Raw genomic sequence first — 24,049 nt, forward strand, 5'->3', positions numbered from 1 at the left:
CGGAACCAAGAAATGCTGCGTGCGGATCGGTGAGTCCGCATCAATGCGGCGAGAATGATGCGGGCATTGAGCGCATAAATCGGTCTGCTTCCTGGCAAGCCAATTCGGCGACAAGTTTGATGGCGTCGGATTCGCGGCTTTCCAGATAGCTGACAATCAGGCCCTGAGGCGGGAGCGGCATGTCAGTTTCGATAATCCGCAGCTCACCCCTGACAACCTCCTCGCGTACCGGCGGCAGTGGTATTAATGCGTTTCCAAAACCGCATCGCACCAGTCGAGCAAGCGCAGCTATCGAATTAACGCAATGCACCTTTCCCATTGGCACACCAGCGCGCCGATACACGTCCCTAAGCACAAGGTAAGGCTGAGAGCCACGGCTCATTGTGACCACTGGTTGGGTAAGCAGCTCCCGGACGGCTACCTTGCGCTCGCCTTTATTGCCAGGCCCAACCCATCCCATCCGCATTGGGAGGCAGGTCGTGCTAACGACACCATCTCCGGCCAGCTGGTCGGTCTGGAGGGCAATATCGACATCCCCGTCGCGAAGACTCTTGTTCAGTCGGTCGGTGGACTCAGAACTCAGCTGGACTTCAATTCCCGGATAGGATGACTGGAGATGCTCGATGAAGCCCACGAGCCAAGTGTGGACCACGGTATCAATTGCACCGATGCGAACACTGCCGAGCACGTTCTGGTCCGACTGTCCGAGCTGCATGATGTACTTCTGCATCTCGAGAACCCGCTCGCCAAGCGGTATCAGCCGCATGCCTACCGGCGTCAGGCGCAAGTCCCCCGCATCTCGGGAAAAAACCCGGGCGCCGATTTCTTCCTCCAGTGATGCAATACGATTGGAAATCGTGGCCTGGGTGATGTGGAGCTTTTCGGCAGCGGCGCGAAAGCTACCTAACTGCACGACAAGGATGAAGCTCTCAAGAAAGCGAGTGTTCATGTGAGTACAAGGCCCGGTTTCATGCCGCTGCAACTACCTTCCGGCGCTACGGCGACGTCAGCGGCGCTCAGCACTTGTTACGAACGCATCGATGCGTCGCCACATCTCCACCGGATTGGAGTACATCGGAAAGTGGCCACAATCGCTGATTTCCGCGAGTTCGACGCCGGACTTGGCCAGGAGCGGCAAGTACGTCAGATAACTATTCTGTTCACCGTACATGAACATCCTCGGGAAAGGTAACGACAAGAACTTGCCCATGAGGTCGCCATGGTCCGACAGGTGCACCATCGACGTGAAGATGCCGGACACCGCCTGCGCACGGACCTTGTGACGCAGACTTGCGGCGTAAAGCGGCGAAGAGTACTGCGAGGAGTGCCAGTTTCGTTCGATGAAGTCGTTGAAGAACGCTTGAGTGTCATCGGCGGGGAAGTCCACAATCTGCCTGCTCAGGAAGCAGTCTTCCGGTGCGACGTTGCCCTCGATGTCCACAAAGCTCAATACTCGGTCGCGCAACTCATGCGCAAGCATCAGCGCTGTGAGTCCACCCATGGAGTGCCCGACCAAATGAAAGCGGTCGATGCCTGCATGGGCGAGCATCGCTTTGGCCGTCTCGACCAGGAAGGGAATACACACCTTGCGAAGGTCGCCACAGGCAGTCTCTCCACAGCCAGGTGCATCATAGGCAAGGAAGGGACGGCCACCGAATGCACGATTGATGGAGATGTCTGCGTAGTCTTCCTTCGTGGACCCGAACCCGTGCAAGAACACGATAGGCGCGCGCTCACCCGGACGACTGATGGCAGCGATTTTAAGCGCCACGCCGTCGACCTCCATCGATACAGTTTCCTTCCGGGTGTTTCTGTTCGTCGTTATCATTGGGATGCTGTTATCCTGAATTCCACAAGTGTCAATCGACCGTGGCGCCATATTGTTGTGTCGCGACGTAGGGCCAGTGATGTTGCCGACCCTACTTCCAATCTCACTCAAGAGACAGGCAGAACCGACGAATGGCTTCGCAGGCCTTACGCAGCGAATCGTTGTCCAGCGCGTATGCGATGCGGATGTATGGACCGAGCCCGAATGCGGAGCCGTGTACCACGGCGACGTTCGCTTCCTCAAGCAGTGCAAGCGCAACATCCTCGTCTGTGCGAAGCAGCGTGCCTGCGGGCGTGGTCTTGCGGAGCAGCCCTTCACACGAGGCAAACGCATAGAATGCGCCGCCCGGTACGGCACAACTCAGTCCCGGCGTATTGTTCAGCAGGTGCACCATCATGTCTCGCCGCGCCTGAAATACGGCCTTCGAGTCGCAGATGAAATCCTGAGGGCCTTGCAACGCGGCGAGAGCAGCATGCTGCGAGATTGAGGAGGCGCCAGAGGTTTGCTGTCCTTGCAGCTTCTCCATCGCCTCGAGCAGCCAGGCCGGCCCGGTGCCAAAGCCGATGCGCCARCCGGTCATKGCATAGGCTTTGGAGACGCCGTTCATGGTCAGCGTCCTGTCCTTGAGGCGCGGTTCCACCTGAGCCATGGTATGGAACTGCGCGCCATCGAAGGTGAGATGCTCGTAGATGTCATCCGACAGTATGAGCACGTGGGGATGGGCCAGCAGTACTTCGGCCAGCCCTGCCAACTCTGCTTGCGAGTAGACGGCACCGGTCGGGTTCGATGGGGAATTGAGAATCAGCCAACGAGTGCGCGGCGTGATGGCTTTGCCCAACGCGGCAGGCGTCAGCTTGAAGCCTACCTCGGCGCCACACTGTACGACCACCGGCGTGGCCCCACACAGCTGAACCATCTCGGGATAGCTCACCCAATAGGGCGCAGGGACGATGACCTCGTCGCCGGTGTTCAACGTGGCGGCCAGGGCGTTATAGATGACCTGCTTGCCGCCCGAGCAGACGATGGTGTCCTGCCAGCTTGTATCGAGGCCGTTCTCGCGTTTGAACTTCTCGGCGATGGCTTCCCGCAAGGCGCGCAGTCCCGCGACCTGAGTGTAGCGAGTATGGCCGCTGCGAATGGCGCCGATGGCCGCCTCACAAATGTGACCCGGCGTGTCGAAATCGGGCTCTCCCGCACACAGGGAAATAATCTTTGCACCGGTCGCGCGCTTTGCTGCGACGCGGTCCATCATGCGGTAGGTGGCCGACGGCTGGGCGTTGGCAAGATTGACGTTCAAACGCTGCTGTTCGGCTGCCATCACGCCTTCCTCTGCAAGGTATGGTAGCCAAGGGCTTCGCGCGCTTCACCCAGTGTCTTGCCGTTGGCAATGTGCTCGCGAATCTGCGATTCCACATCTTCAATCTTGCGTGCTAGTTCCGCGACTTCCTTGGCGCGCTCACGCGGAATGACGACGACGCCGTTGGCATCCGCTACAACGATATCGCGAGCGCAGACGCGGGCAGTGCCCACCGAAATCGGTGTGTTCACGGAATCGACCTGCACGCGGTCCTTGCCGGTGCGCATGAACCGGCCGCGCGTAAAGAGCGGGTAGCCGTCGCCGAGAGCTTTCGTCACGTCTCGACAGACACCGTCAATCACCGTCCCGGCGATGCCGCGTGCCCCCGCGTACTGCGTCATGATGTCGCCCCAGACTGTGCAGTCTGTGCGGCCGTCATTGTCGATGACAATGACGTCGCCGGGGTTCACATCGTCAATGAAGTCGCCGACGGTGCCGGGAGGGGTACTGGCGGACACGTACTTGACCGTGAAAGCCGGGCCGACCACAGGCTTGCGGTAGTTGTCCAGCGGCGCAATATCCAGGCACTGACCGGGCAGACCAAGCCGGTCCATCGCATCGGACACGCCAGGGGTGTCCAGGCCCTCGAAAAGGGATACCAGATCCTTGTCAGTCATTTTGCCTCCTTGCTGTTGATGGCTTCGAATTCCTTGTCGTGCATGACTTCTTCGACGGAGCGTCCAGCGCGCACTGCCTGCACCATGCCGTCCTGGCGACGCGCGATACGCTCTCCCAGGTCGAGCACTTCCTCAATTCGGCTCGCGGGGACGAAGACGGTGCCGCAACGGTCTGCGATGACATAGTCGTCCTCGTTGACGACCACACCCGCAAACTCGACGGGCTTGCCGGCGTCGACCTGCACCACGCGGTTTCGGGCGCTGATCATCGTGACGCCGCGGCCGAACACGGGATACCCGATGGATTCGCTGCCTTCGATATCGCGGCTCACGCCGTCGATAACGGAGCCTCGCACCCGCTTTGCTGCCGCGGCGTTGGCGAGGATGTCACCCCAGCAAGAGATGCCATCGATGCCGCCGGCGATTACCAGAATGCGATCATCAGTCTGAATCTGGGCGACTACCGGCGTGATGAGATGCGCGGTCGGTTTTGCATCGGTCTTGGGGCCAAGTTGTATGGTGCTCGCGCGACCCACAATCTTGGGGCAGTCCCAAAGCGGGCGAATGCCAAAGGTTGCACCAGGGAGATTGAGGAAGTCGAGGGCGTCCGAAACCGTATTGGTGTCGAGCGATGCCAGGCGGTCCAGCAGTGAAGGTGTACTCATGAGGAGAGGGTGTGTGGGGTTGCCATGTTCATACTGTCGGCGCTAGAGTTGTGAATGTAAATTCCGAATCCAGTAACCTTTCGATACGCCAAACCTATCAATCGTCATGATTAACTTCAGGCTTGTCCGGCATCTCTATCTGTTCCTCGCGGTGGCTGAAGAAGGGAATTTCGGGCGTGCCGCGAAGCGGCTTGGAATGTCCCAGCCGCCGCTGACGGAGCAGATTCAGGTGTTGGAACAGGCGCTTAAAGTGAAGCTCTTCGAGCGCGGCAGGAAGGGAGCGTCCCTGACTCCGGTTGGGGCGGCAATCCTCCCCGCGGTACGCAAGTTCGCAGAGCAACTGGACCGTCTCGAACTCGCAGTGCAGGAAGCAATTGCCGGCAGCACGGGTGTGCTAACGATTGGCGCGATCTCGTCGGCGCTGGTCGATACGTTGCCCGGCTTGATTGACGCACTGGGGAAGAGATTTCCTCAGTTGACCGTCTCAGTCAGGGAGATCGACAGCGTCGACGCGGTGCCAGCGCTGGAGAGGGGCGACATCGACTTGGCCTTCGCGCGACTCGAAGGCGACTTGGGGTCAACCATTGGCGCCGTTCCGCTGAAACAAGACCGACTCGCCGTTGCTCTACCGAAGACCCACAGGCTCGCGGACCTGCCCAGGGTTCGTCTCGCGAGCCTCTCCGAGGAGCCATTCGTCATCTTTTCTCGTGCTGTCAGTCCGACGTACTTCGACAGTATCATCGCAACTTGCCGCGCCGCGGGTTTTTCGCCGCGCATACTCCACGAAGTACGAACCGTTGCTACTCAGGTGGCGTTTGTTGGCTGTGGGCAAGGTATTGCGCTCGTGCCATCGTCTATGAAGAAGGCCGCACCCGAGAGCGTTGTTGTTCGTCCGTTAAAGGAGGCCGTCAATGTCGTCACCACCGCGATGGCCTGGTCGAAGAGCAGGCAGAGCCCTGCCGTTGAAGCCGCCATCGACATCCTTTCGAGTGGGAAAGTGGCTGCGTCGAAGTTAATCCAGCCACGCCAGGCGGGATAGGGGCCACCAGACTAACCATAGGTTTAGCGTATCGAATCCATCCGGTATTTGGAATTTACAGAAGTGAGGCGTTGCCGGAGAGTTCGCACATCACCGCGACCTTTCCAGGAGATGCCAGTGGCAACGTCCAACCTAGTAATCAATCCCGTTCCAGACCTCGCGCCTGCCGAAGTTATCGAGGCTTTCCGGAACGTGGTCACGCCGCACATCAGCGACAACCTGCAGCGGTTGTCCGGCGTAACAGGCCTGAAGCGATACAACCGCAGCCGCAAGCTTGTCGGTACGGCCATCACGGTAAAGGCTCGACCGGGTGACAATCTCCTGATTTACAAGGCCTTGATGGAGTTGCAACCCGGCCACGTTCTGGTTGTCGACGGCGGCGGTGATTGTACGAACGCCCTTGTGGGCGAGCTCATCATGCAATACGCGGCGGCGCGGGGCTGCGCCGGCTTTGTCCTGGACGGCGCCATCCGCGACACGGCCGCGTTCCATGACGCAGATTTCCCGTGTTACGCGAGGGGTGTCAGCCATCGAGGGCCCTACAAGATGGGACCGGGGTCCATGAACGCGCCAGTGACGATTGGGGGCCAGATTGTCTCTCCAGGCGACGTCGTTGTTGGAGATGAGGATGGCGTAGTCTCATTCCCGGTGTCTCAGGCAAGCGCTCTGCTGGATGCAGTCGCCCTCACCGCGAAGAACGAGCGGAAAATCATGGCAGAAATCGCGGGCGGCGTGAGGGAGCAGGAGTGGCTTCGCAAGGTGCTTGAGCCTCACGGCCTGTACTGATTTAGCGGTGAAGAAAGGGAGCTGTTCAGTTCGCCTCCCGAGCTCTCGACAATCAGGGCGCTTCCATGGCACCTGGAGACCGTCGCCTCATTGTCCAGTGCTTTCAGTATCCCTAGGTTGCCTGTTCGTCGGCCCCCAAATGCTTCGCAATGGGGGCCTCTTGCCACCGTACCAGAGGGGCGCCGGGCAGGTGCGGGGGCACTTAATCTGGCGACTTGCTTAGATGCTCGACCAGGAGTGCGGCCGAGCCGGAAGGCGCGCGGGCAGCGCTCGTGGCGATCAGAAGGCGTCTTTCTGCCCAGGCATCCTCGAGCCAAATGGCTTTCAAGCCCATAGGCTCCAGCTTCCGGAAGCAAACTCCGAGCGGCAGTACACCAATGCCCAGATTCGAGGCAATCATTTCCGACATCGCGTCGAAGCTGCGCACCTGGACTCGCAGCCGCAAAGGGAAGCCGATGTCGTGGGCGGCGCTGGAAATTGTGTTCAGCAATGAGCTTCCGCGATTCAGGCCGACAAAGTCATACGACAGGCAACTCCGGAAGTCGACTTTGTCGACTGCTGCCAGGGGGTGGGTCTTGGAGCAAAGGACGACCAGACGGTCCGTCCGATACGGAAGCACGTTCAGCCCGTGTGTCGGCGCGCCCTCGACGAATATTCCCACGTCGGCCAATCCTTCTACCAAGGCGCGAACGATGTCTCCACTAAGCTGCTCTTCCACCTCGACGCGGGTGTCCGGGTAGAGATGGAGAAAGCTTTCCAACGCGGAAGGCAGAAATTCGACCAAGGCAGACATGTTTGCCCATAGCCGGACGTGTCCCCGCGACCCGCTCGAATATTCGCTTAGCTCATTGCTAAACAGCTCGAACCCTTGGAACAGTCGCATCGCATGCTGGAGAGCGACATGTCCGGCCGGCGTCAGGCGTATCCCGTGCACCGTTCTCTCCATGAGAACGGCCTTGGACGCCGCTTCGAAATCGGAAATGCGGCGGCTCGCAGCCGAGAGCGCCAAATTGCACCGCTCAGCCCCCTTCGTGATGCTGCCGGTCTGAGCTACGGCGCAGAAGAGACGCAATGTGACGAAATCGACGCGGGCGGGGTTGATGAAGTCCTGTGACATGGACACATCCTAGCAAGAAAGCGCACATGCATCCTTCGCAAAACGCGAAGGATGCATGTGAAATTAGGAATTCCGCCCAATCGCCCAGCGCGCATACATTCGCTTCATTCGCGGAATTGCAAGAAGGAGACTCCCGTGATTCACCATTTGGACCATCTCGTACTGACCACGAGCAACGAGCAGGCATGCGTAGACTTCTACGTTGGCCTGCTGGGAATGACACTCGAGACATTCGGAGAAGGCCGCAAAGCCTTCAAGTTCGGCGAGCAGAAAATCAATCTGCATGTGAGGGGCAAGGAATTCGAGCCGAAGGCCCATCTTCCCGTGCCTGGCGCGCTGGACCTCTGCTTTATCGCGGCGATTGCGCTGGATGAAGTCATCGCGCAACTGAATGCCCGCGGCGCTCACATCATCGAAGGGCCAGTGGCCCGCACCGGGGCCAACTACCGCATTCGCTCGATCTACCTGCGCGACCCCGACCTCAATTTGATTGAAATCTCCGAGAGGGCCGACGCATGACTGGCGCAAAGTCCGACCGCACTATCGTTGGCTTCGTTGGCCTTGGCCAGATGGGCAAGCCAATGGCGCTGAACCTTATTCATGCCGACACGGACCTGCTGGTCGCGTCGAAGCTGCAAGACGCCTATCCGGAATTGCGGGCGGCGGGAGCTACGACGACTGAAGACCTCGCCGGATTGACCGACGCGCATATCGTGTTCCTGAGCCTGCCAGGCACGGCATCAGTACTCGATGTGCTGTTCGGCGAGGGCGGTTTGGCATCGCTGCTTCGCCCGGGGTCTATCGTCGTCGATACCAGCACCATGGAGCACGGTGCCACGATGGACATCCATGCTCGTCTTTCGGCTGCCGGCATCGCGTTCCTGGATGCGCCGGTGTCGGGTATGCAATCGCGCGCGGAAGCAGGAACGCTGACTGTCATGTGCGGCGGCGCCGAAGAGACATTCGAAACGGTCAGGCCGTGGCTCGAACGTATGGGCAACAACATTCTGTACATGGGTGACGCAGGCAGCGGACAGCTGACGAAACTCGTCAATCAGTTGCTGTTTGATATCAACTGTGCCGCGCTCGCAGAGATCCTGCCCATGTCGCGAAAGATGGGACTTGACCCGGAGAAGATTGCATCAGTCATCAACAGCGGCACGGGGCGCAGCTACGCCTCGGAATTCTTCCTGCCGCGCATCCTGGCACGCCACTTCAGCGACGGCTATCCGCTCAAGGCCGCCTACAAGGACCTGGTTAGCGCCGCCGAGCTTGGTGCGCGCCACTGCATCCCCATGCCGGTCCTTGCTGCCGCGACCGCGACCTATCAAATAAGCCTTCTGGCCGGCCACGGTACCAGCGACAAGGGCGCAATGACCCGATTCTTTGAAGACATGCTGGCCGTGCAGTTCGGCGCCGCAGCACCCCACATGGAGAACCAACATGGCTGAACCGCTTGGCCTCGACAATGGACTGACGAACTACGGTGACCGTGACTTCGCGCGTTACCTGCGCCGCTCGATGGCGCACTCGATGGGCATTTCTGGAGAGCTGCTCTCGCGACCCGTAATCGGCATCGCAGCTTCCCCTAGCGATTTCAACAACTGCCACCGCTACATGCCGCAACTGGTGGAAGCGGTTTCGCGTGGGGTGCTGGCCGCGGGCGGCCTTCCGCGCATGTTCCCCACTGTTTCTCTGGGCGAAGTGTTCCTTAACCCGACGAGCATGGTCTACCGCAACCTGATGTCGATGGACGTCGAGGAAATGGTACGGGCGCAGCCGATGGACGCTGTCGTGCTGATTGGCGGTTGCGACAAAACTGTACCCGCCCAGCTGATGGGCGCTGCATCTGCAAATCGTCCCGCAATTCAACTGGTCACCGGGCCGATGTCCACGGGCCGACACAAGGGTGAGCGACTGGGCGCGTGCACCGATTGCCGCCGCTTCTGGGGCAAGTTCCGCGCCGGAGAAATTGACCAGGGCGAAATCCAGATGGTGGAAACGCGACTGGCCACCACGGCGGGCACCTGCGCTGTGATGGGCACCGCCAGCACGATGGCCTGCATTGCAGAAGCCCTGGGCATGTCATTGCCCGGTACGGCGGCGATTCCTGCTGTCGACTCGCAGCGACTGGTAGCCGCGGAAGAGAGCGGCAGAGCGGCGGTGCGACTGGCGCACTCTCCCATTCTGCCTTCCCAGATCATGACCGGGCAGTCGGTCGAGAACGCATTCCGGGTGCTGATGGCGCTGGGCGGTTCGACCAACGCAATCATTCACCTGACCGCCGTTGCGGGGCGACTCGGCATCCGCATCAGCCCGCAACGCCTGAACGAGATTTCGGATGAGACACCAGTGCTGGTGGACCTTAAGCCCGTGGGTGAGGGCTATATGGAGGACTTCCACGCGGCCGGTGGTATGGGGGCGGTGCTCCGGGAGCTGCGCCCCTTGCTGAACCTGGACTGCCTCACGATTGACGGCAGCACACTTCGCGAGCGCCTCGATGAACCCGCCGGATGGATTGACCGAAAGGTCATTCGGTCGTTCGACCAGCCGGTAAGCAATGTCGGCGGGCTGATTGCGTTACATGGCAGCCTTGCACCCGATGGTGCAATCTTCAAGCGGGCCGCCGCCACGCCCTCCCTGTTCGAGACCGAAGGACGCGCAGTTGTCTTCGAAAGTCTGGAAGACTTGGCGGACCGAATCGATTCGCCCGACCTCGATGTCAACGCCAACGACATCCTCGTGCTGAAGAACGCCGGCCCACTGGCCGCGGGGATGCCGGAAGCCGGCTACCTTCCCATTCCCTCGAAGCTCGCGAAGGCTGGCGTGAAGGACATGGTGCGTATCTCGGATGCACGTATGAGCGGAACCGCCTACGGAACCATCGTGCTGCACGTATCGCCTGAGGCAGCGGCAGGAGGCCCGCTGGAAGCGGTACGCAACGGCGACCGGATTCGCTTGTCGGTGTCTCAAAAGAGCATCGACCTGCTGGTCGAGCCGGAAGAAATCGCACGCCGTCTTGCCGAGCGCAAGCCACTGCCTCGGAAGCGCGGCGGATATCAGGAGCTCTATCAGCGTACCGTCATGCAAGCCCCCGAAGGCTGCGACCTGGACTTCCTCGCCCAGTCCCGTATYTGACGCATTTCGTTTCCACCTCACTGGATTGGACCATGAATTTCTATCCTCAGTTGCTCGCGCGTGCCGAGCAAGGCAAGCCCGTGCGCGTTGGCCTCATTGGCGCAGGCAAGTTTGGCTCGATGTACCTGGCGCAGGTGCCTCGCACACCTGGCGTGCACATGGTTGGCATTGCTGACCTTGTGCCGGCAAACGCCCACGCCAGCCTTGAACGCGTGGGCTGGGAGCCCGGTCGCGCCAAGGCGGCATCGCTCGACGACGCGGTTCGCACAGGCTCGACGCATGTCGGAGACGATTGGGAGGCGCTTGTCGCGCACCCCGGTGTCGACATCATCATTGAATGTACGGGTAACCCGATTGCTGCCGTCGACCACTGTCTTGCCGCGTTCAAGCACGGCAAGCACGTCATCAATGTCACGGTCGAAGCCGATGCATTCTGCGGCCCGCTGCTGGCTCATCGTGCCCGCGAGGCTGGCGTGGTGTACTCCTTGGCCTATGGCGACCAACCGGGCCTGGCTTGCGAGCTGGTCGATTGGGCTCGCACGTGCGGGTTCCCTATCATCGCAGCGGGGCGAGGCCACAAGTGGCTGCCCAAGTTCCGCGAATCGACGCCCGATACGGTCTGGGACCACTGGGGCGTGACGGCCGAGCAGGCTCGCGTCGGCGGCATGAACCCGAAGATGTTCAATGCCTTCCTCGATGGTTCCAAGCCGGCTATCGAAAGCACTGCCATTGCAAATGCCACCGGTCTTCAGGTGCAGGCCGAAGGTATCACCTTCGCGCCGGCGTCCGTCGAGAAGATTCCCACCGTCATGCGTCTCAAGTCCGACGGCGGCGTGTTGTCGGCCAAGGGTGTGGTCGATGTGGTGTCGTCGCTGAACCCCGACGGTACCTCTGTGGGCTACGACATCCGCAAGGGTGTGTGGGTCTGCGTTGAGGCACCGACTGAGTACATTCGCCGCTGCTTCAAGGAGTACCAGGTCTTCACTGACCCCGACGGGCAGTGCATGGTGCAGTACAAGAAATGGCACCTCATCGGCCTGGAACTGGGCATCTCCGTGGCAAGCGTCGGGCTCCGCGGCGAACCGACTGGCGTGGCACAGCACTTCAATGCGGACGTCGTCGCAACCGCAAAGCGGGACTTGAAGGCAGGGGAAATGCTTGATGGCGAAGGCGGCTACACGGTGTTTGGCAAGCTCTTCCCAGCGAAGGAGTCGCTCCGTGTTGGCAGTCTGCCTCTGGGTCTCGCCCATAACCTGAAGCTGCGTCGCGATGTCTCCAAGGACCAGTCCCTCACTTGGGAGGACGTGGTCATCGACGCAGAGCAACCGGCCTACCGTGTTCGTAAAGAGATGGAAGCACTGTTCCGGAAGTAACGGAAAACCGGTGACAAGGCCGGGATGGCAAGGCCTTCCCGGCATATATATCAAGGAGACAGAAAAATGAAATGGAGCGTTAAAGCCGCTGTGACGGCGCTCGTACTTGTGTCCGCATGGCCGGTGCTGGCAGCAGACGCCTATCCCAGCAAGCCTGTCACGATGGTTGTCCCGAGCGCACCCGCCGGGTCGACCGATATAGTCGCGCGGCTCATCGGCGAGCAGCTGACCAAGGACCTGGGGCAGCCTATCGTGATTGAAAACCGGCCTGGTGCCAGTGGAAACATTGGCACAGAAGCTGTCGCACGAGCCAAGCCGGATGGCTACACGCTCCTGATGCAATATTCTGGCTATCACGTGGGCAATCCGGCGCTGTTTCCCCAAGCGCGCTGGAAACCCAAGGACTTCGTATCTGTGGCCCTGGTGATGCGTGCCCCGCATGTCGTCGCTGTCAGCGGCAAGATTCCGGCTCAGAACTTGCGCGACCTGATTGCCTTTGGCAAGAAGAACAATCGAGGCTTGTTCTTTGCGTCATCGGGCAACGGCTCCATCCAGCATATCGCGGGCGTCATGTTCGGCAATCAAGCGCAGGTCCCGGTAACCCACGTCCCGTACAAGGGTGCCGGCCCGGTGGTGAGCGACCTCATTGGCGGCCAGGTCGACATGTTCGTGACGACACCGCCGTCGGTAATCGGTCAGGTCAAGGCCGGGAAAATCAAGGCACTGGCTTACACGGGGCCCAAGCGCCATCCTTCGATGCCTGATGTCCCGACAACTGCCGAAGCGGGCCTGCCAAGCTACAACGTGGAGTCCTGGTTTGCGGTATTCGCGCCGGCGGGCACTCCGCCCGACATCGTCAAGAAGCTCTCCGCATCGATCCAGAAGATCGCGGAAAGCCCGGAGTACAAAAAGAAGATCGAGGAGCAGGGTGGCTTTGCTGCCTACATGGATCCTCCGACCCTGGATAAATTCGTGACCCAGGAACTCGCCACTTGGGCGAAGGTGATCAAGGACGGAAATATCACCGCCGAATAATACCGTGATACCTATCCGCCCTCTGTGCAATGCAGAGTTGGCTGATGGGTATTGTCCGACGAGGTTCAACGAGCGGAAAGCACTCTGCTGCGTGACCGGTTGTGGCAGCGGTCAGATCAACACGGCGAAATCTCTTTGGGACGGCGTTCCCTTCGACGGACTAGTCTTCGCGTGCCCCGCGTGCTGTCTCGCTCGCGCCTCATCTCCACGCGGCATTCGTGCCCAGGCTGAACTGCGGGATAGCATCTGTGCGGCGTCTACGGGATGAGCTCCAGTCAAGGAGTCGTGGCCGGCGTTCGCCCGAGCCGTATGGCCCATTCAGAAAATCCGGATTCTCCCCGTGCCTGTTCTCCGGCAACCTTGCCACTACCGAGGAAATAGGCAGGCCTGTAGCCTGCCAAGACGATATTGGAGACTGACATGATTTGCAGAACCGGAGTAAAGCGCCTTTGCCTTGGCGCCAAGTGGCTGGTCATGGGGGTAGTGGGGTTCGGGATTTCCTCGGGAGTGATGGCCGAAAATGCGTTCCCGTCAAAACCCATCACCCTCGTCGTGCCGTTTTCGGCCGGTGGTCCGACGGATGTGGTTTCCAGGGCGCTTGGTCAGGCCATGTCCAAGGACCTGGGGCAAAGCGTCATCGTGGAGAACCGCCTGGGCGCCGGCGGAACGGTGGCGGCTGCATATGTCGCTCGAGCACAGCCGGACGGCTACACCATCCTGATTCACCACAATGGGATGGCGACCGCGCCGGCGTTGTATAAGAAGCTTTCGTACGACCCGCTAAGGGACTTTGCGTACATCGGGCAAGTTGCCGATGTGCCAATGACGCTTCTCGGGCGTAAGGACCTTCCGCCCACAACGGCTGCTGACCTGGTCAAGTTCGTGACCCAGAACAAGGACAAGGTCTCTCTGGCCAACGCCGGTCTGGGTGCAGTCTCGCAACTGTGTGGGCTCCTGTTCGAGGAGGCCGTGAATGCGAAGATGAACTCGATTCCTTATCAGGGTACGGGGCCGGCACTTACTGCATTGCTGGGCGGTCAGGTCGACCTGCTGTGTGACCAGACGACCTCGACGCTGTCGCACATCAACGCCAACCGGCTCAAAGTTTATGGGGTCACCACGGCGAAGCGAATCAAGGCGCTTCCCAATACGCCGACCCTGCAAGAGGGTGGTCTCAAGGGTTTCGAGATGAAAGTGTGGCACGGGCTGTACGCTCCCAAGGGTACCCCGCCGGCAGTGACAGCACGTATCACGAAGGCTCTGCAGAAGGCGCTGCAGGACCCGATGGTCTCCAAACGACTCGATGAGCTTGGTGCCGAGATTGTTCCGGTAGACAAGCAAACTCCGGAGGGGCTGAAGACTTGGCTTAAGGCGGAAAGCGACAAGTGGCAACCGTTGTTGAAGACGATGAAGGTAGAGGCGGACTAAGACGCTCGCTTGCGTGGATGGCCCAGTACCACGGCCATGCGCGTCGGAGCTAGTGAAACCCGTGACGACGAAAACGCCGGCATTGCGAATGCAAGCCGGCGTTTTCGCGTTTTTGCCCCGCGCCAAGCGCGCATTCAGAACATCCTAGGACGACCCAGGGTTACGTCGGCCCGGCGCGTCGCCGCCTGTGCCAAAGGATGCGGGGTTGTCCCAGTGATTTCCGGGCGCAGCCAAAACATCCACTGATGGCAGCAGCATTATTTTCTATTTCACCATGCGCCTCCGTACTAGATACCATCGATGCAACGGGTATCGATGCACACACCACCCGACCAAATAATTACCTGGAAGAGACATGAAACGCTTGCTGGTTCAAGTGGGGATTGGTGCGCTCGTAACCTTTGGCGCTCAAGCGCAGCCGGCATACCCGGACCATCCGATTCGCATGGTTGTGGGTTTTGCCGCCGGTGGAAGCACGGACCTGGTGGCCCGCATTGTGGGCAACAAGCTGGGCGCCATACTGGGCCAATCTGTCGTCGTGGAGAACAAGGCGGGGGCGGGAGGCACTATCGCCACTGACGCCGTGGCCAAAAGCAAGGCCGACGGTTACACGCTGCTTTTTGGCACTAGTTCCCATGCCATCAACACTTCCTTGTACAAGACTCTGCCGTATGAGCCCAACGCGGTAGTGCCAGTTGCGCTGGTGGCAGCCGTGCCGATGGTTCTCGCCGTGAATCCGTCCGTCAAGGCAGACACGGCCAGGGAACTGGTCGACGACATCAAAAAGAATCCTGGGAAGTACAGCTACGGTTCGGCAGGAAAGGGTAGTGCGCTGCATATGGCGGTGGAGTTGCTCAAGTACCAAGAGCATCTAGACATTGTCCACGCGCCATTTCGAGGCGCAAGCCAGGCAGTTCAGTCTGTGATTTCCGGCGATCTCCAGTTCATCACTGATGCGGTTACTACCGCAGGACCGATGATCAAGGCCGGGCGCCTGAAGCCTCTTGCCGTGACGACGGGCACACGCTCCAGTGTGCTGCCGAATGTGCCGACGATGAAGGAGGCTGGCTTTCCAAACTACGAGACATCCATCTGGAACATGGTGATGGTGCCTCGAGGCACGCCGGCCCCTGTCGTGCAGAAGTTGAGCGCTGCGTTGTTGCAGACGGTCAAAGACCCGGAAGTCCGCGAGCGGCTAGCCAAGATTGGAGTTGAGCCCATCTTGGACTCCACACCCGACAAAGCCGCCAGGTTCGTTCAGGCCGAGACGCAACGATGGGCAGACGTTATCAAGGCAGGAAACATCCAGCCGGACTAACGGTCGCCAATGCATGCCGCTACGGGCCTACCCACTCGGCGCCTGGCCAAGCTCCATCAAGCACCAGCCGTTTGGCCAGGGTCACCAGTTCCGCCGAAACAAAGCTCGCGGCTGGGGACATTCGACGCGTAGCCGCATGTGCCAGCACGATTCGCCGGGAGAGGTTGGGGGAGGTAATTGGTGCAGCCGCCAAGATGCCTTTCTCCAGCTCTTCGGATACCGCCGAGCTGGGCAGAACCGTGTACCCAAAGCCCTTTGCAACCAGAGATTTCTGGACAGCCAGGGAATTGGTCTCGACCGCGATAGTGGGTTTGATTCCTGCGACAGCGCATGCATGCTCGACCACTGTGCGAAGACCGTGTGGCGCGTTTGGTAGCACCAGCGGAAGGTCTCGAAGGCTCTCGATGGTGTGYGCATCACCTTGTGGAACAGTGCCAGGCAGGCCGACCAGATAGAGCTGTTCGTCGAGCAGCGCCTCTACTTGCAGGCCAGGGGAAGCCTTGATGTCGTACAAGAGCGCTATCTCAACGTCGCCTGCCTCAAGCCACTGCAGGAGGTTGCCTGCGTAGCCCACATTGAGCCGGACAACGAGTTGCGGATGCTTGCCTTTCACGGTTGCGACAAGTTCTGCTGCCAGTAACTCACACGTGCTCGGCAGCAGACCGATGGCGGCTGTGCCTGAAATCGCCCCTTTCACTGGCTGAATCTCAGCCTTGGCCCGGTCCAGTTCGCGCAACGCGCGCCGGCCGTACTCAACCAATGTCTTACCGGCCTCCGTGAGGACCATTCCATGCCGCTCGCGCTCAAAAAGCTCTACACCGAACTCCTCCTCAAGCAGCCTGACATGTCGGGAAACGGCAGGTTGAACGATGCGAAGGAGTTCGGCGGCCTTGGTAGCGCTCCCGGTCTCGGCGATGGCCAGCAGTGCACGCAGTTGTTTGATGTCCATGTATCTCCGACGGCACGTTTTGACTATCCAAATTACTGATTGGAGGAATCAAATTATTGTATTTCATAAAGCCTTCCAGTCAATTATATGATAGCCGAAGTCATTCCCCACCGAGACAATCTCCCATGACCAATCCAAATTCCGAGCCCCTAGCCTGGCAAGAAGATATCTTTCAAGTCCTCAAGCAAAACGGGGTTCGCCAGGTTGCTTACGTGCCGGACGCCGGCCATTCTCATGTCATCAAACGGGCCAAAGAGGACCCCGAAATCCGCGACGTTGTTCTTACCACCGAAGAAGAAGGTGTCGGTGTTGTCAGCGGCGCATGGCTGGGTGGCGAGCGCGCGGTCCTGCTAATGCAGAGCAGTGGTGTTGGCAACTGCGTGAATATGTTCTCGCTGCTGGATAGTTGCCGCTTCCCGTTCTTCACCATCGTCACCATGCGCGGCGAGTACGCCGAGTTCAATCCGTGGCAAGCGCCAATGGGCTTGGCCACCGCCAAGGCGCTTGAGCTGATGGGCATCACGGTGTATCGCGTGGACGCGCCGGAAGATGCCGCAGAACTCATCGACGCGGGACTGGTCTCCGCATTCGACGCGGGACAACGCGTCGCCATTCTTCTCTCTCAAAGCCTCATCGGCCGCAAAAAGTGGGTGCGCTGAACATGACTACCTCGACCTCCAAGTCGGCGATTAACCGCCGCGAATTCGTTGCCGCCCTGCTGAGGCAGTTTCCCGATGCACTCGTCGTGACGGGTCTCGGCTCCCCTTCGTACGACGTTTTTGCGGCCGGGGACCGTCCTTCCAATTTTTATCTTTGGGGCGCCATGGGCGGGTCTACCTCGGTTGCGCTCGGGCTGGCCCTGGCACAACCGGAAAAGCAGGTCATTGCCATTACAGGCGATGGCGAGCAGCTGATGGGTATTGGCAGTCTCGCCACTGCCGCAGCTCAAAACCCCAGGAACCTGGCAGTTGTGATTCTTGACAACGGTCACTTCGGTGAGACCGGCATGCAGCAAAGCCATACCAGCCTGGGCACCAACCTCGCAAAGGTGGCAGCCGGATGCGGTGTGCGCTCGACGCTCGAAGTCTCCGAGATTGCGGAACTGGAGAAGCTGACGCAGGCAATCAAGAATGCGGATGGCATGACCGTGGCCCAGGTGTACATCGCCGCGGAAGAGCATCAGCGCGCTCTGCCCCCGCGCGACGGTGTCTTCGTCAAGAACCGCTTCCGTCAGCACCTGGGATTCGCGCCGCTCTAGCTCTAGTCTTCTAACCTATCCGGACAGCATTGCGCCATGAAGCAGTATCAAATGTTCATCGACGGGACCTTCGCGAATGCGAGCGATGGTCGTTGGTTCGAAACCCAGAATCCCTTCACCGGGAAAGCCTGGGCCCAGGTCGCTCGCGGCACGGAGGCGGACGTCGACCGCGCGGTCAACGCAGCCGATAATGCGTTCCGCGCTGGCCCGTGGGCAGAAATGACAGCCACCCAGCGTGGCGCTTTGCTGCGGAAGCTAGGAGACCTTATCGCCAGGGATGCCGAGCAGCTGGCTGAGTTTGAAGTGCGGGACAACGGCAAGTTGCTCGCTGAGATGAGCGCGCAGGTCAAGTATCTGCCGCAGTGGTTCTACTATTTCGGCGGCCTTGCCGACAAAATCGAGGGAACAGTCGTTCCGCTCGACAAGAAGGGCTACTTCAACTACACGCGGAATGAGCCCGTGGGGGTCGTGGCCGCCATTACACCGTGGAACTCCCCGCTAATGCTGTTGGCGTGGAAAATCGCGCCGGCGCTGGCCTCCGGGTGCACGGTAGTCGTAAAGCCGTCCGAATTCACTTCGGTCTCTGCTTTGGAATTGGCTCTGCTCTTCCAGGAAGCCGGCTTCCCGGCGGGGGTGTTCAATGTGGTGACGGGTTTCGGAGCCGAGGTTGGGTCGCCGCTTGTCACGCATCCACTTGTCAAGAAGGTGACGTTCACAGGCTCCGACGCCACCGGCCGCGCGATCAATCAGCAATGCGCGGCACAGTTTAAGCACGTGAGTCTGGAGTTGGGCGGCAAATCACCCAACATCGTGTTCAACGATGCAAGCATGGAGGATGCAGTTAACGGCGCTGTCTCGGGAATCTTCGCGGCCAGCGGACAAACCTGCATCGCAGGCTCGCGTCTGCTCCTGCAGGAGGATATCCACGACGAGTTCGTCGGGAAGCTCGTCGCGTTGGCGAAGACGGCAAAGCTTGGCAATCCAATGAACGCGTCGACGCAAGTTGGCCCCATCACGACGCCGGCGCAGTACGAAAAGGTTCTCGCCTATATCAAGATTGCAGCCGACGAGGGTGCAGACCTTGTGCTCGGCGGCCACCCTGCCTCTTGCGGCGATGGCTGGTTCGTCGAGCCCACCATCTTCTCCAATGTGACGCCGCAGATGCGCATCGCTCGCGAGGAAGTGTTTGGTCCGGTACTTTCGATTCTGAAATTCAAGGACGAAGACGACGCTGTCAGGATTGCCAACGACAGTTGCTACGGGCTTGGAGCCGGCGTGTGGACTTCAGATATCGGCAGGGCGTTCCGGATGGCGGAAAGGATTCAGGCTGGCACCGTGTGGGTGAATACCTATCGCGCCGTCAGCTTCATGTCCCCCTTTGGCGGCTACAAGGACTCGGGTCTGGGGCGTGAGAACGGAATTGATGCCATCCGCGCGTACCTCCAGACAAAGAGCGTGTGGATTAACACAGGCGCCCGTTCAGGGAATCCGTTCACTATTCGTTGAGTCGTGGCCTGCGCGGATGCTTGCGCCGCGCAGCGCCCGTATTTCCGGCGGTTGATAAGCTGCCTTCGGCTGCACCAGGGCGAATAGGTGCCGCGGCGCCTGCCAAAGAACGTGATGACAAAAAGCGGAATCTCACTGGATTTCGCTTCCACTGGGCGTCAGCCGAATAGGGAGCTTCGCCCCGGAGTGCTGCAGTCGGTTGATACCCAATTGCCGCTCATGCAACGCGTCCACACGGACTACCCCCCGCGGCCTCCGCGACTTTGATGAGTTCGTCGATAAGGGCCTTCGCGCAGCCAGGAAGCCCCTCCAGATCCCGGGCAATCACTACGCGCTCGCGTATGGCCCACGGTTCATCGAGTTCCAGAATTTCCAGCTTCATCGTCTGACGATGGCGGAGAGTCGTCGATAGCGGAAGGATGCCAATGCCAACCCCGGCTTCTATCATGCGGCACATGGCCTCGAAACTACGAACCTGAATTCGAATTTGCAGCTTGCGGCGCTCGTCGCGGACGAGGTCGGTAAGGAACGCGTGAAGTGTGCTTCCTTCATGCATGCTTACATGCTCATACTCTAGTGTGTCAACAAGCGAAACGTTCGACCTTTCCAGCAGGGGGTGCCCGACAGGCGTCACCAACACCAACTTGTCCGTACTGAAATGGACGACCTCGAGCCCCTCCGGGTTTAGCGGCCCAGAGATGATTCCCAAATCGGCGCTGGCGTCCAGCACCCCTCGAATAATGTCGCGCGTCTGGCGCTCCTGGAGGTCCACTGTGACTGCCGGTCGCTCTGCCATGAAGCGGGCAAGCACCTCAGGCATGAATTCCGTGACTGCGGTTGTATTCGCGAAGATGCGTATATGGCCGACCGAATCCTTCGAGAATTCCTCAAAGTCACTGCGCACGTGTTCGAACTGGCGCTCGATGACCCGCGCATGTCGAAGAAGACGTTCACCCGCGGGAGTGAGGGCCAGCCCCTTGCTTTCACGATAGAAGAGCCGGGTTCCCAGCTGGTCTTCCAGCGCCTTAAGTCTCGCACTAGCCGCAGCGGGGGACAAAAATGCCTTTTTCGCCCCGCGAGACAGGTTTTCCTCCTCGGCGATGCGTGCGAACAGTCGGAGGTCGGCGAAATCAAAGTGCATAAAGTACTCCTTCAGCATAACTGTATCAAGGCGTCACTTTTGTCGCAAAGGATGTTTTTAGGAACACCTGCCAGGCGTGGGTGGTAGTGCTCCCAGGCACTGCTTTCGGTGAGGCCGAACGAGTGGTTCGAGAATTCGAGATTTACCGTAGGTCACCGTGCTGCGAGACTAGTCCCAAGCGCAGGAATGCAAATATTCCGAGATGTAGCCGATACCTGCCGGTAAAGCAGGATGCGCCGGCATCGCGTGGCGAGTCCTGATTTAATAAGCGGCTGCCGTGCACCAGATTCTCTTGCCCGTTCCCGCTGCGGTGGGCTAGGCGAGGTACTTTCTTACTAAGGCTGCTATGCGTCCCCTTGATGGCATCACCGTTGTTTCTCTAGAACATGCAATTGCCGCCCCCTTTTGCACCCGCCAGTTGGCCGACCTAGGGGCTCGGGTCATCAAGGTCGAGCGGCCGAAAGTTGGCGATTTCGCCCGGGGTTACGACGAGCGGGTGGATGGCATGTCCTCGCATTTCGCCTGGACGAATCGCTCGAAGGAGAGTCTTGCTCTGGACCTCAAGCACCGCGAAGCGCCCGCCATCCTCCAGAAAATCCTCGACAAGGCCGACGTGCTTGTCCAGAACCTTGCCCCAGGTGCTGCTGACCGACTCGGCCTCTCCTACGAGGTGCTGTCGCAGCGGTACCCAGGCATCATCGTCTGTGACATCTCAGGGTATGGCAATGATGGCCCCTATCGCGACAAGAAGGCCTATGACCTGCTCATCCAGGCGGAGTCTGGATTTGTTTCTATCACCGGTACGCCTGAGAGCCCATCGAAAGCGGGTTGCTCCATTGCCGACATTGCGGCTGGCATGTACGCGTACACCAACATCCTGGCCGCATTGTTGCAGCGTGGAAAGACCTGCAGGGGTGCGCATATCGACGTCTCGATGCTGGAGAGTATGGTCGAATGGATGAACTATCCACTCTATTACGCTTTTGACGGGGCCACGCCGCCTCCGAGGGCAGGCGCATCGCATGCCACCATTTTTCCCTACGGCCTGTTCACGGCCGGTGACGGAAAGACCATCATTCTCGGTCTCCAGAACGAGCGCGAATGGGATGCCTTCTGCCGGGTTGTCCTGGAACAGCCTGCACTTGCCACGGACGAGCGGTTTGTCTCGAATTCACTCCGTGCCAAGAGCCGTGTGGCGCTTACGGAAATCATCACCGCTGCATTTTCCTCGCTGACTATCGATGCGGTCGTGGAGCGCCTGGAGCGCGCGCAGATTGCTAACGCGCGCATGAACGATATGAAGGATGTCTGGAATCATCCGCAACTCAAGGCGCGGGAGCGCTGGACGTCGGTCCAATCACCGGTAGGGGTCATTCCCGCATTGCTCCCACCCGGGATTCCGCAATCTTTCGAGCCGCGGATGGATGCGATCCCCGCGCTTGGCCAGCACAGCGAGAACATTCTTCGTGAACTCGGCTACACCAGTGATGATGTCGCCCGCTTGACCAGCGAAGGCGCAATCTGACGTCATGCTCTGCCGCGAACTGACGCGGCCCACTCAATTCGCTCTGCCTCTTCACGCCTCGTTCGGGAGGGAGGGGGCATGCGCGCGTGCTCACTGGAATCTGACCAAATGGCAACCATCACCTCTGCTCGTTCCTATCTCTTTGTGCCGGCCAATCGCCCCGAGCGCTTTGCCAAGGCCCACGCCTGCGGCGCAGATATGGTGATTCTTGACCTTGAGGATGCCGTTTCTGCTGAGGACAAGGACCGGGCCCGGCACCTCCTGGCGGACTACCTGGCAACCGGCGGCTCTGGAATGGTACGAATCAACGCGACGCAGACGCAATGGTTCGAGGGCGACGTCCGTGTGTGTCGCGAGGGCGGAGTCCGTGGCGTCGTTCTGCCGAAGGCGGAAAGCGCGGCAGATGTTGCGCTGGTGGTGAGGCATCTCCCTCCGGGCGTCAAGGTTCTCCCGCTTGTCGAGACCGCCAAAGGCATGGCCAATGTGAGCGAGATTGCTGCTGCGTCCGGGGTAGAGCGACTTGTATTCGGAACCGTGGATTTCCGGACTGAGCTTGGCATCGAGGGCGATGACGAGGAATTGCTCTACTTTCGTTCAATGCTCGTCTTAGCCTCGCGGGCTGCGGGGATTGCTTCGCCAGTGGATGGGGTGACGGTATCCATCTCCGATGTGGATGAACTGCGCAGGGCGAGTGAGCGCGGTCGGCGGCTGGGATTCGGGGCAAAGCTCTGTATCCATCCCGCGCAGGTTTCTGGGGTGAACGACGCCTATCGGCCTACCGCAATTCAGTTGGACTGGGCGAAGAAGGTTCTCGCGCGAGCCAAGACCAGCCCGGGCGCCTTCCAACTCGACGGAGAAATGGTAGATGCACCGGTCATCATGCGCGCGTCGGACCTGCTAAGGCAGGCCGGCGAGCAGCCGGATTGAAGGCATCCATCTTGTCTTTCACGCGCACTCCGCATTGCATTCTAGGAACTACAGTCCATCGTCTCTCAGGCGTGCGGCTGTCTGGAGCGAGACGCCAAACCAATCGTAGAACGACGCTTCCAGGTCGCCTTTGCTACCCCAGCCCACTCTGTCACGCAGGTCCGCGACGGAGAGCTCGAACTGTATCGACTCGAACAGCGCGCGCATGAGACGTTGCGTCCGGCATATATGCGTGAAGGCCATGCCTTGCGTGAACAGAGCGGTCCGGATCCGCTCGGGCGTCGTGCTCAGCGCATGAGCAACCGTGTGCGCATTCCAGTTCTCCTGCGGATGGTGAAAGACCGTTCCCGAAATCATGTCCCGCAGAAGCGGCGCMCATGAGGGTGTTTCCGCGCCTGGGTGCGATGGGCCCAGGGCAATTTCCTTTGGGTTCCCATCGGCGAGTTCCAGATAACAGCTGGACGCGAAAAACACGCTGCCGCCGAGTTGCAGGTCGATGGATTCGAAAGCTGGAATGTCGATAGCACGGTCCGTTCGCATAGTGCGCGAAAAGCCGCGTCGCGTAAGGACATGTTCGCCGTGACAGGAGGTAATCCGCATGGGAAATGCCGGCACGAGTCTGTGGAGCGCCACTCGGGAGCGACAACGAATCTGGACGCGCATGGGGTTTGCTGAGTCGGATGGTTTGAGCCAATCTTGGCCACAGTTTCGCGCTACGTAAATCCGATTTTTCCGAACGCGCCATTCGGATAAGCGCATGCTCGATGTTTTCTGTGCAGCCGAAAGGCTCGTTCCGAACTTGCGAATGGGAAGTTGCCTGTAGCCCGTGCATAGTGGGAGCCTAGGAAAACAGACCGAAGAGACGTTCATGGACACTGCCAAGCTGAAGGAGTGGGTCGGTAATTCAACCGAGTCCCACGACGAGATAACCGCGTTCCCCGTCAAGGCGCTCTCCGCGACCGTGGACCGTGAAGACCCCGCACCGGTTCCCGGAGACGCACTCGCCCCTCTCTGGCATTGGCTGTACTTCTTGCCGTTGCAC

General features: G+C 59.8%; 23 protein-coding genes. 14 read left to right on the forward strand and 9 right to left on the reverse strand.

All coding sequences use genetic code 11. The annotated features are described in order from the left end of the window. Positions 1-40: 40 nt before the first annotated feature. From AC1DK4_RS29870 to AC1DK4_RS29890, 5 genes are all read right to left on the reverse strand, one after another. On the reverse strand, positions 41-949 hold the full coding sequence (locus AC1DK4_RS29870) for a LysR family transcriptional regulator (protein WP_441619892.1): 909 nt from the start codon (positions 947-949) through the stop codon (positions 41-43). Between the two features lie 57 nt (positions 950-1,006). Further along, positions 1,007-1,786 (reverse strand): alpha/beta fold hydrolase, encoded by a 780-nt coding sequence (locus AC1DK4_RS29875; protein WP_441619893.1) that lies wholly within the window; start codon positions 1,784-1,786, stop codon positions 1,007-1,009. 145 nt (positions 1,787-1,931) lie between these two features. Then, positions 1,932-3,146, reverse strand: a complete 1,215-nt coding sequence (locus AC1DK4_RS29880; protein ID WP_441619895.1) for a pyridoxal phosphate-dependent aminotransferase — start codon at positions 3,144-3,146, stop codon at positions 1,932-1,934. After that, the gene (locus AC1DK4_RS29885; RefSeq protein WP_441619897.1) at positions 3,146-3,802 is read right to left on the reverse strand and encodes an RraA family protein; all 657 of its coding nucleotides are present in this window, start codon (positions 3,800-3,802) and stop codon (positions 3,146-3,148) included. Before AC1DK4_RS29885 ends, AC1DK4_RS29880 begins: the two co-directional genes overlap by 1 nt. Further along, entirely contained in the window at positions 3,799-4,467 is a 669-nt protein-coding gene (locus AC1DK4_RS29890; RefSeq protein WP_441619899.1) for an RraA family protein, read from the reverse strand. Before AC1DK4_RS29890 ends, AC1DK4_RS29885 begins: the two co-directional genes overlap by 4 nt. Positions 4,468-4,573: 106 nt before the next feature. On the opposite strand from AC1DK4_RS29890, the gene AC1DK4_RS29895 reads away from it, so the two are divergent. Beyond that, entirely contained in the window at positions 4,574-5,506 is a 933-nt protein-coding gene (locus AC1DK4_RS29895) for a LysR family transcriptional regulator (RefSeq protein ID WP_441619901.1), read from the forward strand. 111 nt (positions 5,507-5,617) lie between these two features. Beyond that, a complete protein-coding gene (locus AC1DK4_RS29900) occupies positions 5,618-6,292 on the forward strand; it encodes an RraA family protein (protein WP_441619903.1) in 675 nt (224 codons plus the stop codon). A gap of 202 nt (positions 6,293-6,494) precedes the next feature. Here AC1DK4_RS29900 and AC1DK4_RS29905 read toward each other — a convergent pair whose 3' ends face one another. Further along, entirely contained in the window at positions 6,495-7,409 is a 915-nt protein-coding gene (locus tag AC1DK4_RS29905; protein WP_441619905.1) for a LysR substrate-binding domain-containing protein, read from the reverse strand. Between the two features lie 135 nt (positions 7,410-7,544). Here AC1DK4_RS29905 and AC1DK4_RS29910 point away from each other — a divergent pair, with 135 nt between their 5' ends. The 7 genes from AC1DK4_RS29910 (at position 7,545) to AC1DK4_RS29940 (ending at position 15,701) form a co-directional block, all read left to right on the forward strand. Further along, a complete protein-coding gene (locus tag AC1DK4_RS29910; RefSeq protein WP_441619907.1) occupies positions 7,545-7,928 on the forward strand; it encodes a VOC family protein in 384 nt (127 codons plus the stop codon). Next, complete coding sequence (locus AC1DK4_RS29915; protein WP_441619909.1) at positions 7,925-8,860, forward strand: NAD(P)-dependent oxidoreductase; 936 nt, start codon at positions 7,925-7,927, stop codon at positions 8,858-8,860. Before AC1DK4_RS29910 ends, AC1DK4_RS29915 begins: the two co-directional genes overlap by 4 nt. Further along, positions 8,853-10,547 (forward strand): IlvD/Edd family dehydratase, encoded by a 1,695-nt coding sequence (locus AC1DK4_RS29920; RefSeq protein ID WP_441619911.1) that lies wholly within the window; start codon positions 8,853-8,855, stop codon positions 10,545-10,547. The genes AC1DK4_RS29915 and AC1DK4_RS29920 overlap by 8 nt, the downstream gene beginning before the upstream one ends. A 32-nt stretch (positions 10,548-10,579) precedes the next feature. Continuing rightward, positions 10,580-11,920: an NAD(P)H-dependent oxidoreductase gene (locus tag AC1DK4_RS29925; RefSeq protein ID WP_441619913.1), complete on the forward strand. Its 1,341-nt coding sequence runs from the start codon at positions 10,580-10,582 to the stop codon at positions 11,918-11,920. A gap of 66 nt (positions 11,921-11,986) precedes the next feature. Continuing rightward, positions 11,987-12,955 (forward strand): Bug family tripartite tricarboxylate transporter substrate binding protein, encoded by a 969-nt coding sequence (locus AC1DK4_RS29930; RefSeq protein ID WP_441619915.1) that lies wholly within the window; start codon positions 11,987-11,989, stop codon positions 12,953-12,955. Positions 12,956-13,375: 420 nt separating this feature from the next. Continuing rightward, the gene (locus tag AC1DK4_RS29935) at positions 13,376-14,383 is read left to right on the forward strand and encodes a tripartite tricarboxylate transporter substrate-binding protein (protein ID WP_441619917.1); all 1,008 of its coding nucleotides are present in this window, start codon (positions 13,376-13,378) and stop codon (positions 14,381-14,383) included. 355 nt (positions 14,384-14,738) lie between these two features. Continuing rightward, positions 14,739-15,701 carry a Bug family tripartite tricarboxylate transporter substrate binding protein gene (locus AC1DK4_RS29940; RefSeq protein ID WP_441619919.1) on the forward strand — a complete coding sequence of 321 codons (963 nt, stop codon included), beginning with the start codon at positions 14,739-14,741 and terminating at the stop codon, positions 15,699-15,701. 19 nt (positions 15,702-15,720) lie between these two features. Here AC1DK4_RS29940 and AC1DK4_RS29945 read toward each other — a convergent pair whose 3' ends face one another. Then, the gene (locus tag AC1DK4_RS29945; protein ID WP_441619921.1) at positions 15,721-16,650 is read right to left on the reverse strand and encodes a LysR family transcriptional regulator; all 930 of its coding nucleotides are present in this window, start codon (positions 16,648-16,650) and stop codon (positions 15,721-15,723) included. A gap of 125 nt (positions 16,651-16,775) precedes the next feature. Here AC1DK4_RS29945 and AC1DK4_RS29950 point away from each other — a divergent pair, with 125 nt between their 5' ends. From AC1DK4_RS29950 to AC1DK4_RS29960, 3 genes are read left to right on the forward strand one after another with little or no spacing between them, the layout of a single operon-like run. Continuing rightward, positions 16,776-17,309, forward strand: coding sequence for a phosphonopyruvate decarboxylase (locus AC1DK4_RS29950; protein ID WP_441619923.1), 534 nt, complete (start codon positions 16,776-16,778; stop codon positions 17,307-17,309). A gap of 2 nt (positions 17,310-17,311) precedes the next feature. Then, positions 17,312-17,908 carry a thiamine pyrophosphate-dependent enzyme gene (locus AC1DK4_RS29955; RefSeq protein WP_441619925.1) on the forward strand — a complete coding sequence of 199 codons (597 nt, stop codon included), beginning with the start codon at positions 17,312-17,314 and terminating at the stop codon, positions 17,906-17,908. A gap of 36 nt (positions 17,909-17,944) precedes the next feature. After that, on the forward strand, positions 17,945-19,414 hold the full coding sequence (locus AC1DK4_RS29960; protein ID WP_441619927.1) for an aldehyde dehydrogenase: 1,470 nt from the start codon (positions 17,945-17,947) through the stop codon (positions 19,412-19,414). A 217-nt stretch (positions 19,415-19,631) separates the two neighbouring features. On the opposite strand, the gene AC1DK4_RS29965 is transcribed toward AC1DK4_RS29960, so the two are convergent. Further along, a complete protein-coding gene (locus AC1DK4_RS29965; protein ID WP_441619929.1) occupies positions 19,632-20,555 on the reverse strand; it encodes a LysR family transcriptional regulator in 924 nt (307 codons plus the stop codon). A gap of 346 nt (positions 20,556-20,901) precedes the next feature. On the opposite strand from AC1DK4_RS29965, the gene AC1DK4_RS29970 reads away from it, so the two are divergent. Together AC1DK4_RS29970 and AC1DK4_RS29975 are read left to right on the forward strand one after the other, a co-directional pair. After that, positions 20,902-22,080: a CaiB/BaiF CoA transferase family protein gene (locus AC1DK4_RS29970; protein ID WP_441619931.1), complete on the forward strand. Its 1,179-nt coding sequence runs from the start codon at positions 20,902-20,904 to the stop codon at positions 22,078-22,080. A gap of 108 nt (positions 22,081-22,188) precedes the next feature. After that, positions 22,189-23,007 carry an HpcH/HpaI aldolase/citrate lyase family protein gene (locus tag AC1DK4_RS29975; RefSeq protein ID WP_441619933.1) on the forward strand — a complete coding sequence of 273 codons (819 nt, stop codon included), beginning with the start codon at positions 22,189-22,191 and terminating at the stop codon, positions 23,005-23,007. 48 nt (positions 23,008-23,055) lie between these two features. Here AC1DK4_RS29975 and AC1DK4_RS29980 read toward each other — a convergent pair whose 3' ends face one another. Next, a complete protein-coding gene (locus AC1DK4_RS29980; protein ID WP_477131959.1) occupies positions 23,056-23,607 on the reverse strand; it encodes a hypothetical protein in 552 nt (183 codons plus the stop codon). Between the last annotated feature and the right edge of the window lie 442 nt (positions 23,608-24,049).

The organism is Cupriavidus sp. 05N38, assembly GCF_056397345.1.

Bases quoted from the DNA above. Each gene is read 5' to 3' on its own strand.
- AC1DK4_RS29905 (WP_441619905.1), bottom strand. From the start codon at position 7,409: ATGTCACAGGACTTCATCAACCCCGCCCGCGTCGATTTCGTCACATTG.
- AC1DK4_RS29970 (WP_441619931.1), top strand. From the start codon at position 20,902: ATGCGTCCCCTTGATGGCATCACCGTTGTTTCTCTAGAACATGCAATT.
- AC1DK4_RS29915 (WP_441619909.1), top strand. From the start codon at position 7,925: ATGACTGGCGCAAAGTCCGACCGCACTATCGTTGGCTTCGTTGGCCTT.
- AC1DK4_RS29940 (WP_441619919.1), top strand. From the start codon at position 14,739: ATGAAACGCTTGCTGGTTCAAGTGGGGATTGGTGCGCTCGTAACCTTT.
- AC1DK4_RS29930 (WP_441619915.1), top strand. From the start codon at position 11,987: ATGAAATGGAGCGTTAAAGCCGCTGTGACGGCGCTCGTACTTGTGTCC.
- AC1DK4_RS29870 (WP_441619892.1), bottom strand. From the start codon at position 949: ATGAACACTCGCTTTCTTGAGAGCTTCATCCTTGTCGTGCAGTTAGGT.
- AC1DK4_RS29925 (WP_441619913.1), top strand. From the start codon at position 10,580: ATGAATTTCTATCCTCAGTTGCTCGCGCGTGCCGAGCAAGGCAAGCCC.
- AC1DK4_RS29935 (WP_441619917.1), top strand. From the start codon at position 13,376: ATGATTTGCAGAACCGGAGTAAAGCGCCTTTGCCTTGGCGCCAAGTGG.
- AC1DK4_RS29900 (WP_441619903.1), top strand. From the start codon at position 5,618: ATGCCAGTGGCAACGTCCAACCTAGTAATCAATCCCGTTCCAGACCTC.
- AC1DK4_RS29965 (WP_441619929.1), bottom strand. From the start codon at position 20,555: ATGCACTTTGATTTCGCCGACCTCCGACTGTTCGCACGCATCGCCGAG.
- AC1DK4_RS29875 (WP_441619893.1), bottom strand. From the start codon at position 1,786: ATGGAGGTCGACGGCGTGGCGCTTAAAATCGCTGCCATCAGTCGTCCG.
- AC1DK4_RS29890 (WP_441619899.1), bottom strand. From the start codon at position 4,467: ATGAGTACACCTTCACTGCTGGACCGCCTGGCATCGCTCGACACCAAT.
- AC1DK4_RS29895 (WP_441619901.1), top strand. From the start codon at position 4,574: ATGATTAACTTCAGGCTTGTCCGGCATCTCTATCTGTTCCTCGCGGTG.
- AC1DK4_RS29955 (WP_441619925.1), top strand. From the start codon at position 17,312: ATGACTACCTCGACCTCCAAGTCGGCGATTAACCGCCGCGAATTCGTT.
- AC1DK4_RS29950 (WP_441619923.1), top strand. From the start codon at position 16,776: ATGACCAATCCAAATTCCGAGCCCCTAGCCTGGCAAGAAGATATCTTT.
- AC1DK4_RS29885 (WP_441619897.1), bottom strand. From the start codon at position 3,802: ATGACTGACAAGGATCTGGTATCCCTTTTCGAGGGCCTGGACACCCCT.
- AC1DK4_RS29960 (WP_441619927.1), top strand. From the start codon at position 17,945: ATGAAGCAGTATCAAATGTTCATCGACGGGACCTTCGCGAATGCGAGC.
- AC1DK4_RS29975 (WP_441619933.1), top strand. From the start codon at position 22,189: ATGGCAACCATCACCTCTGCTCGTTCCTATCTCTTTGTGCCGGCCAAT.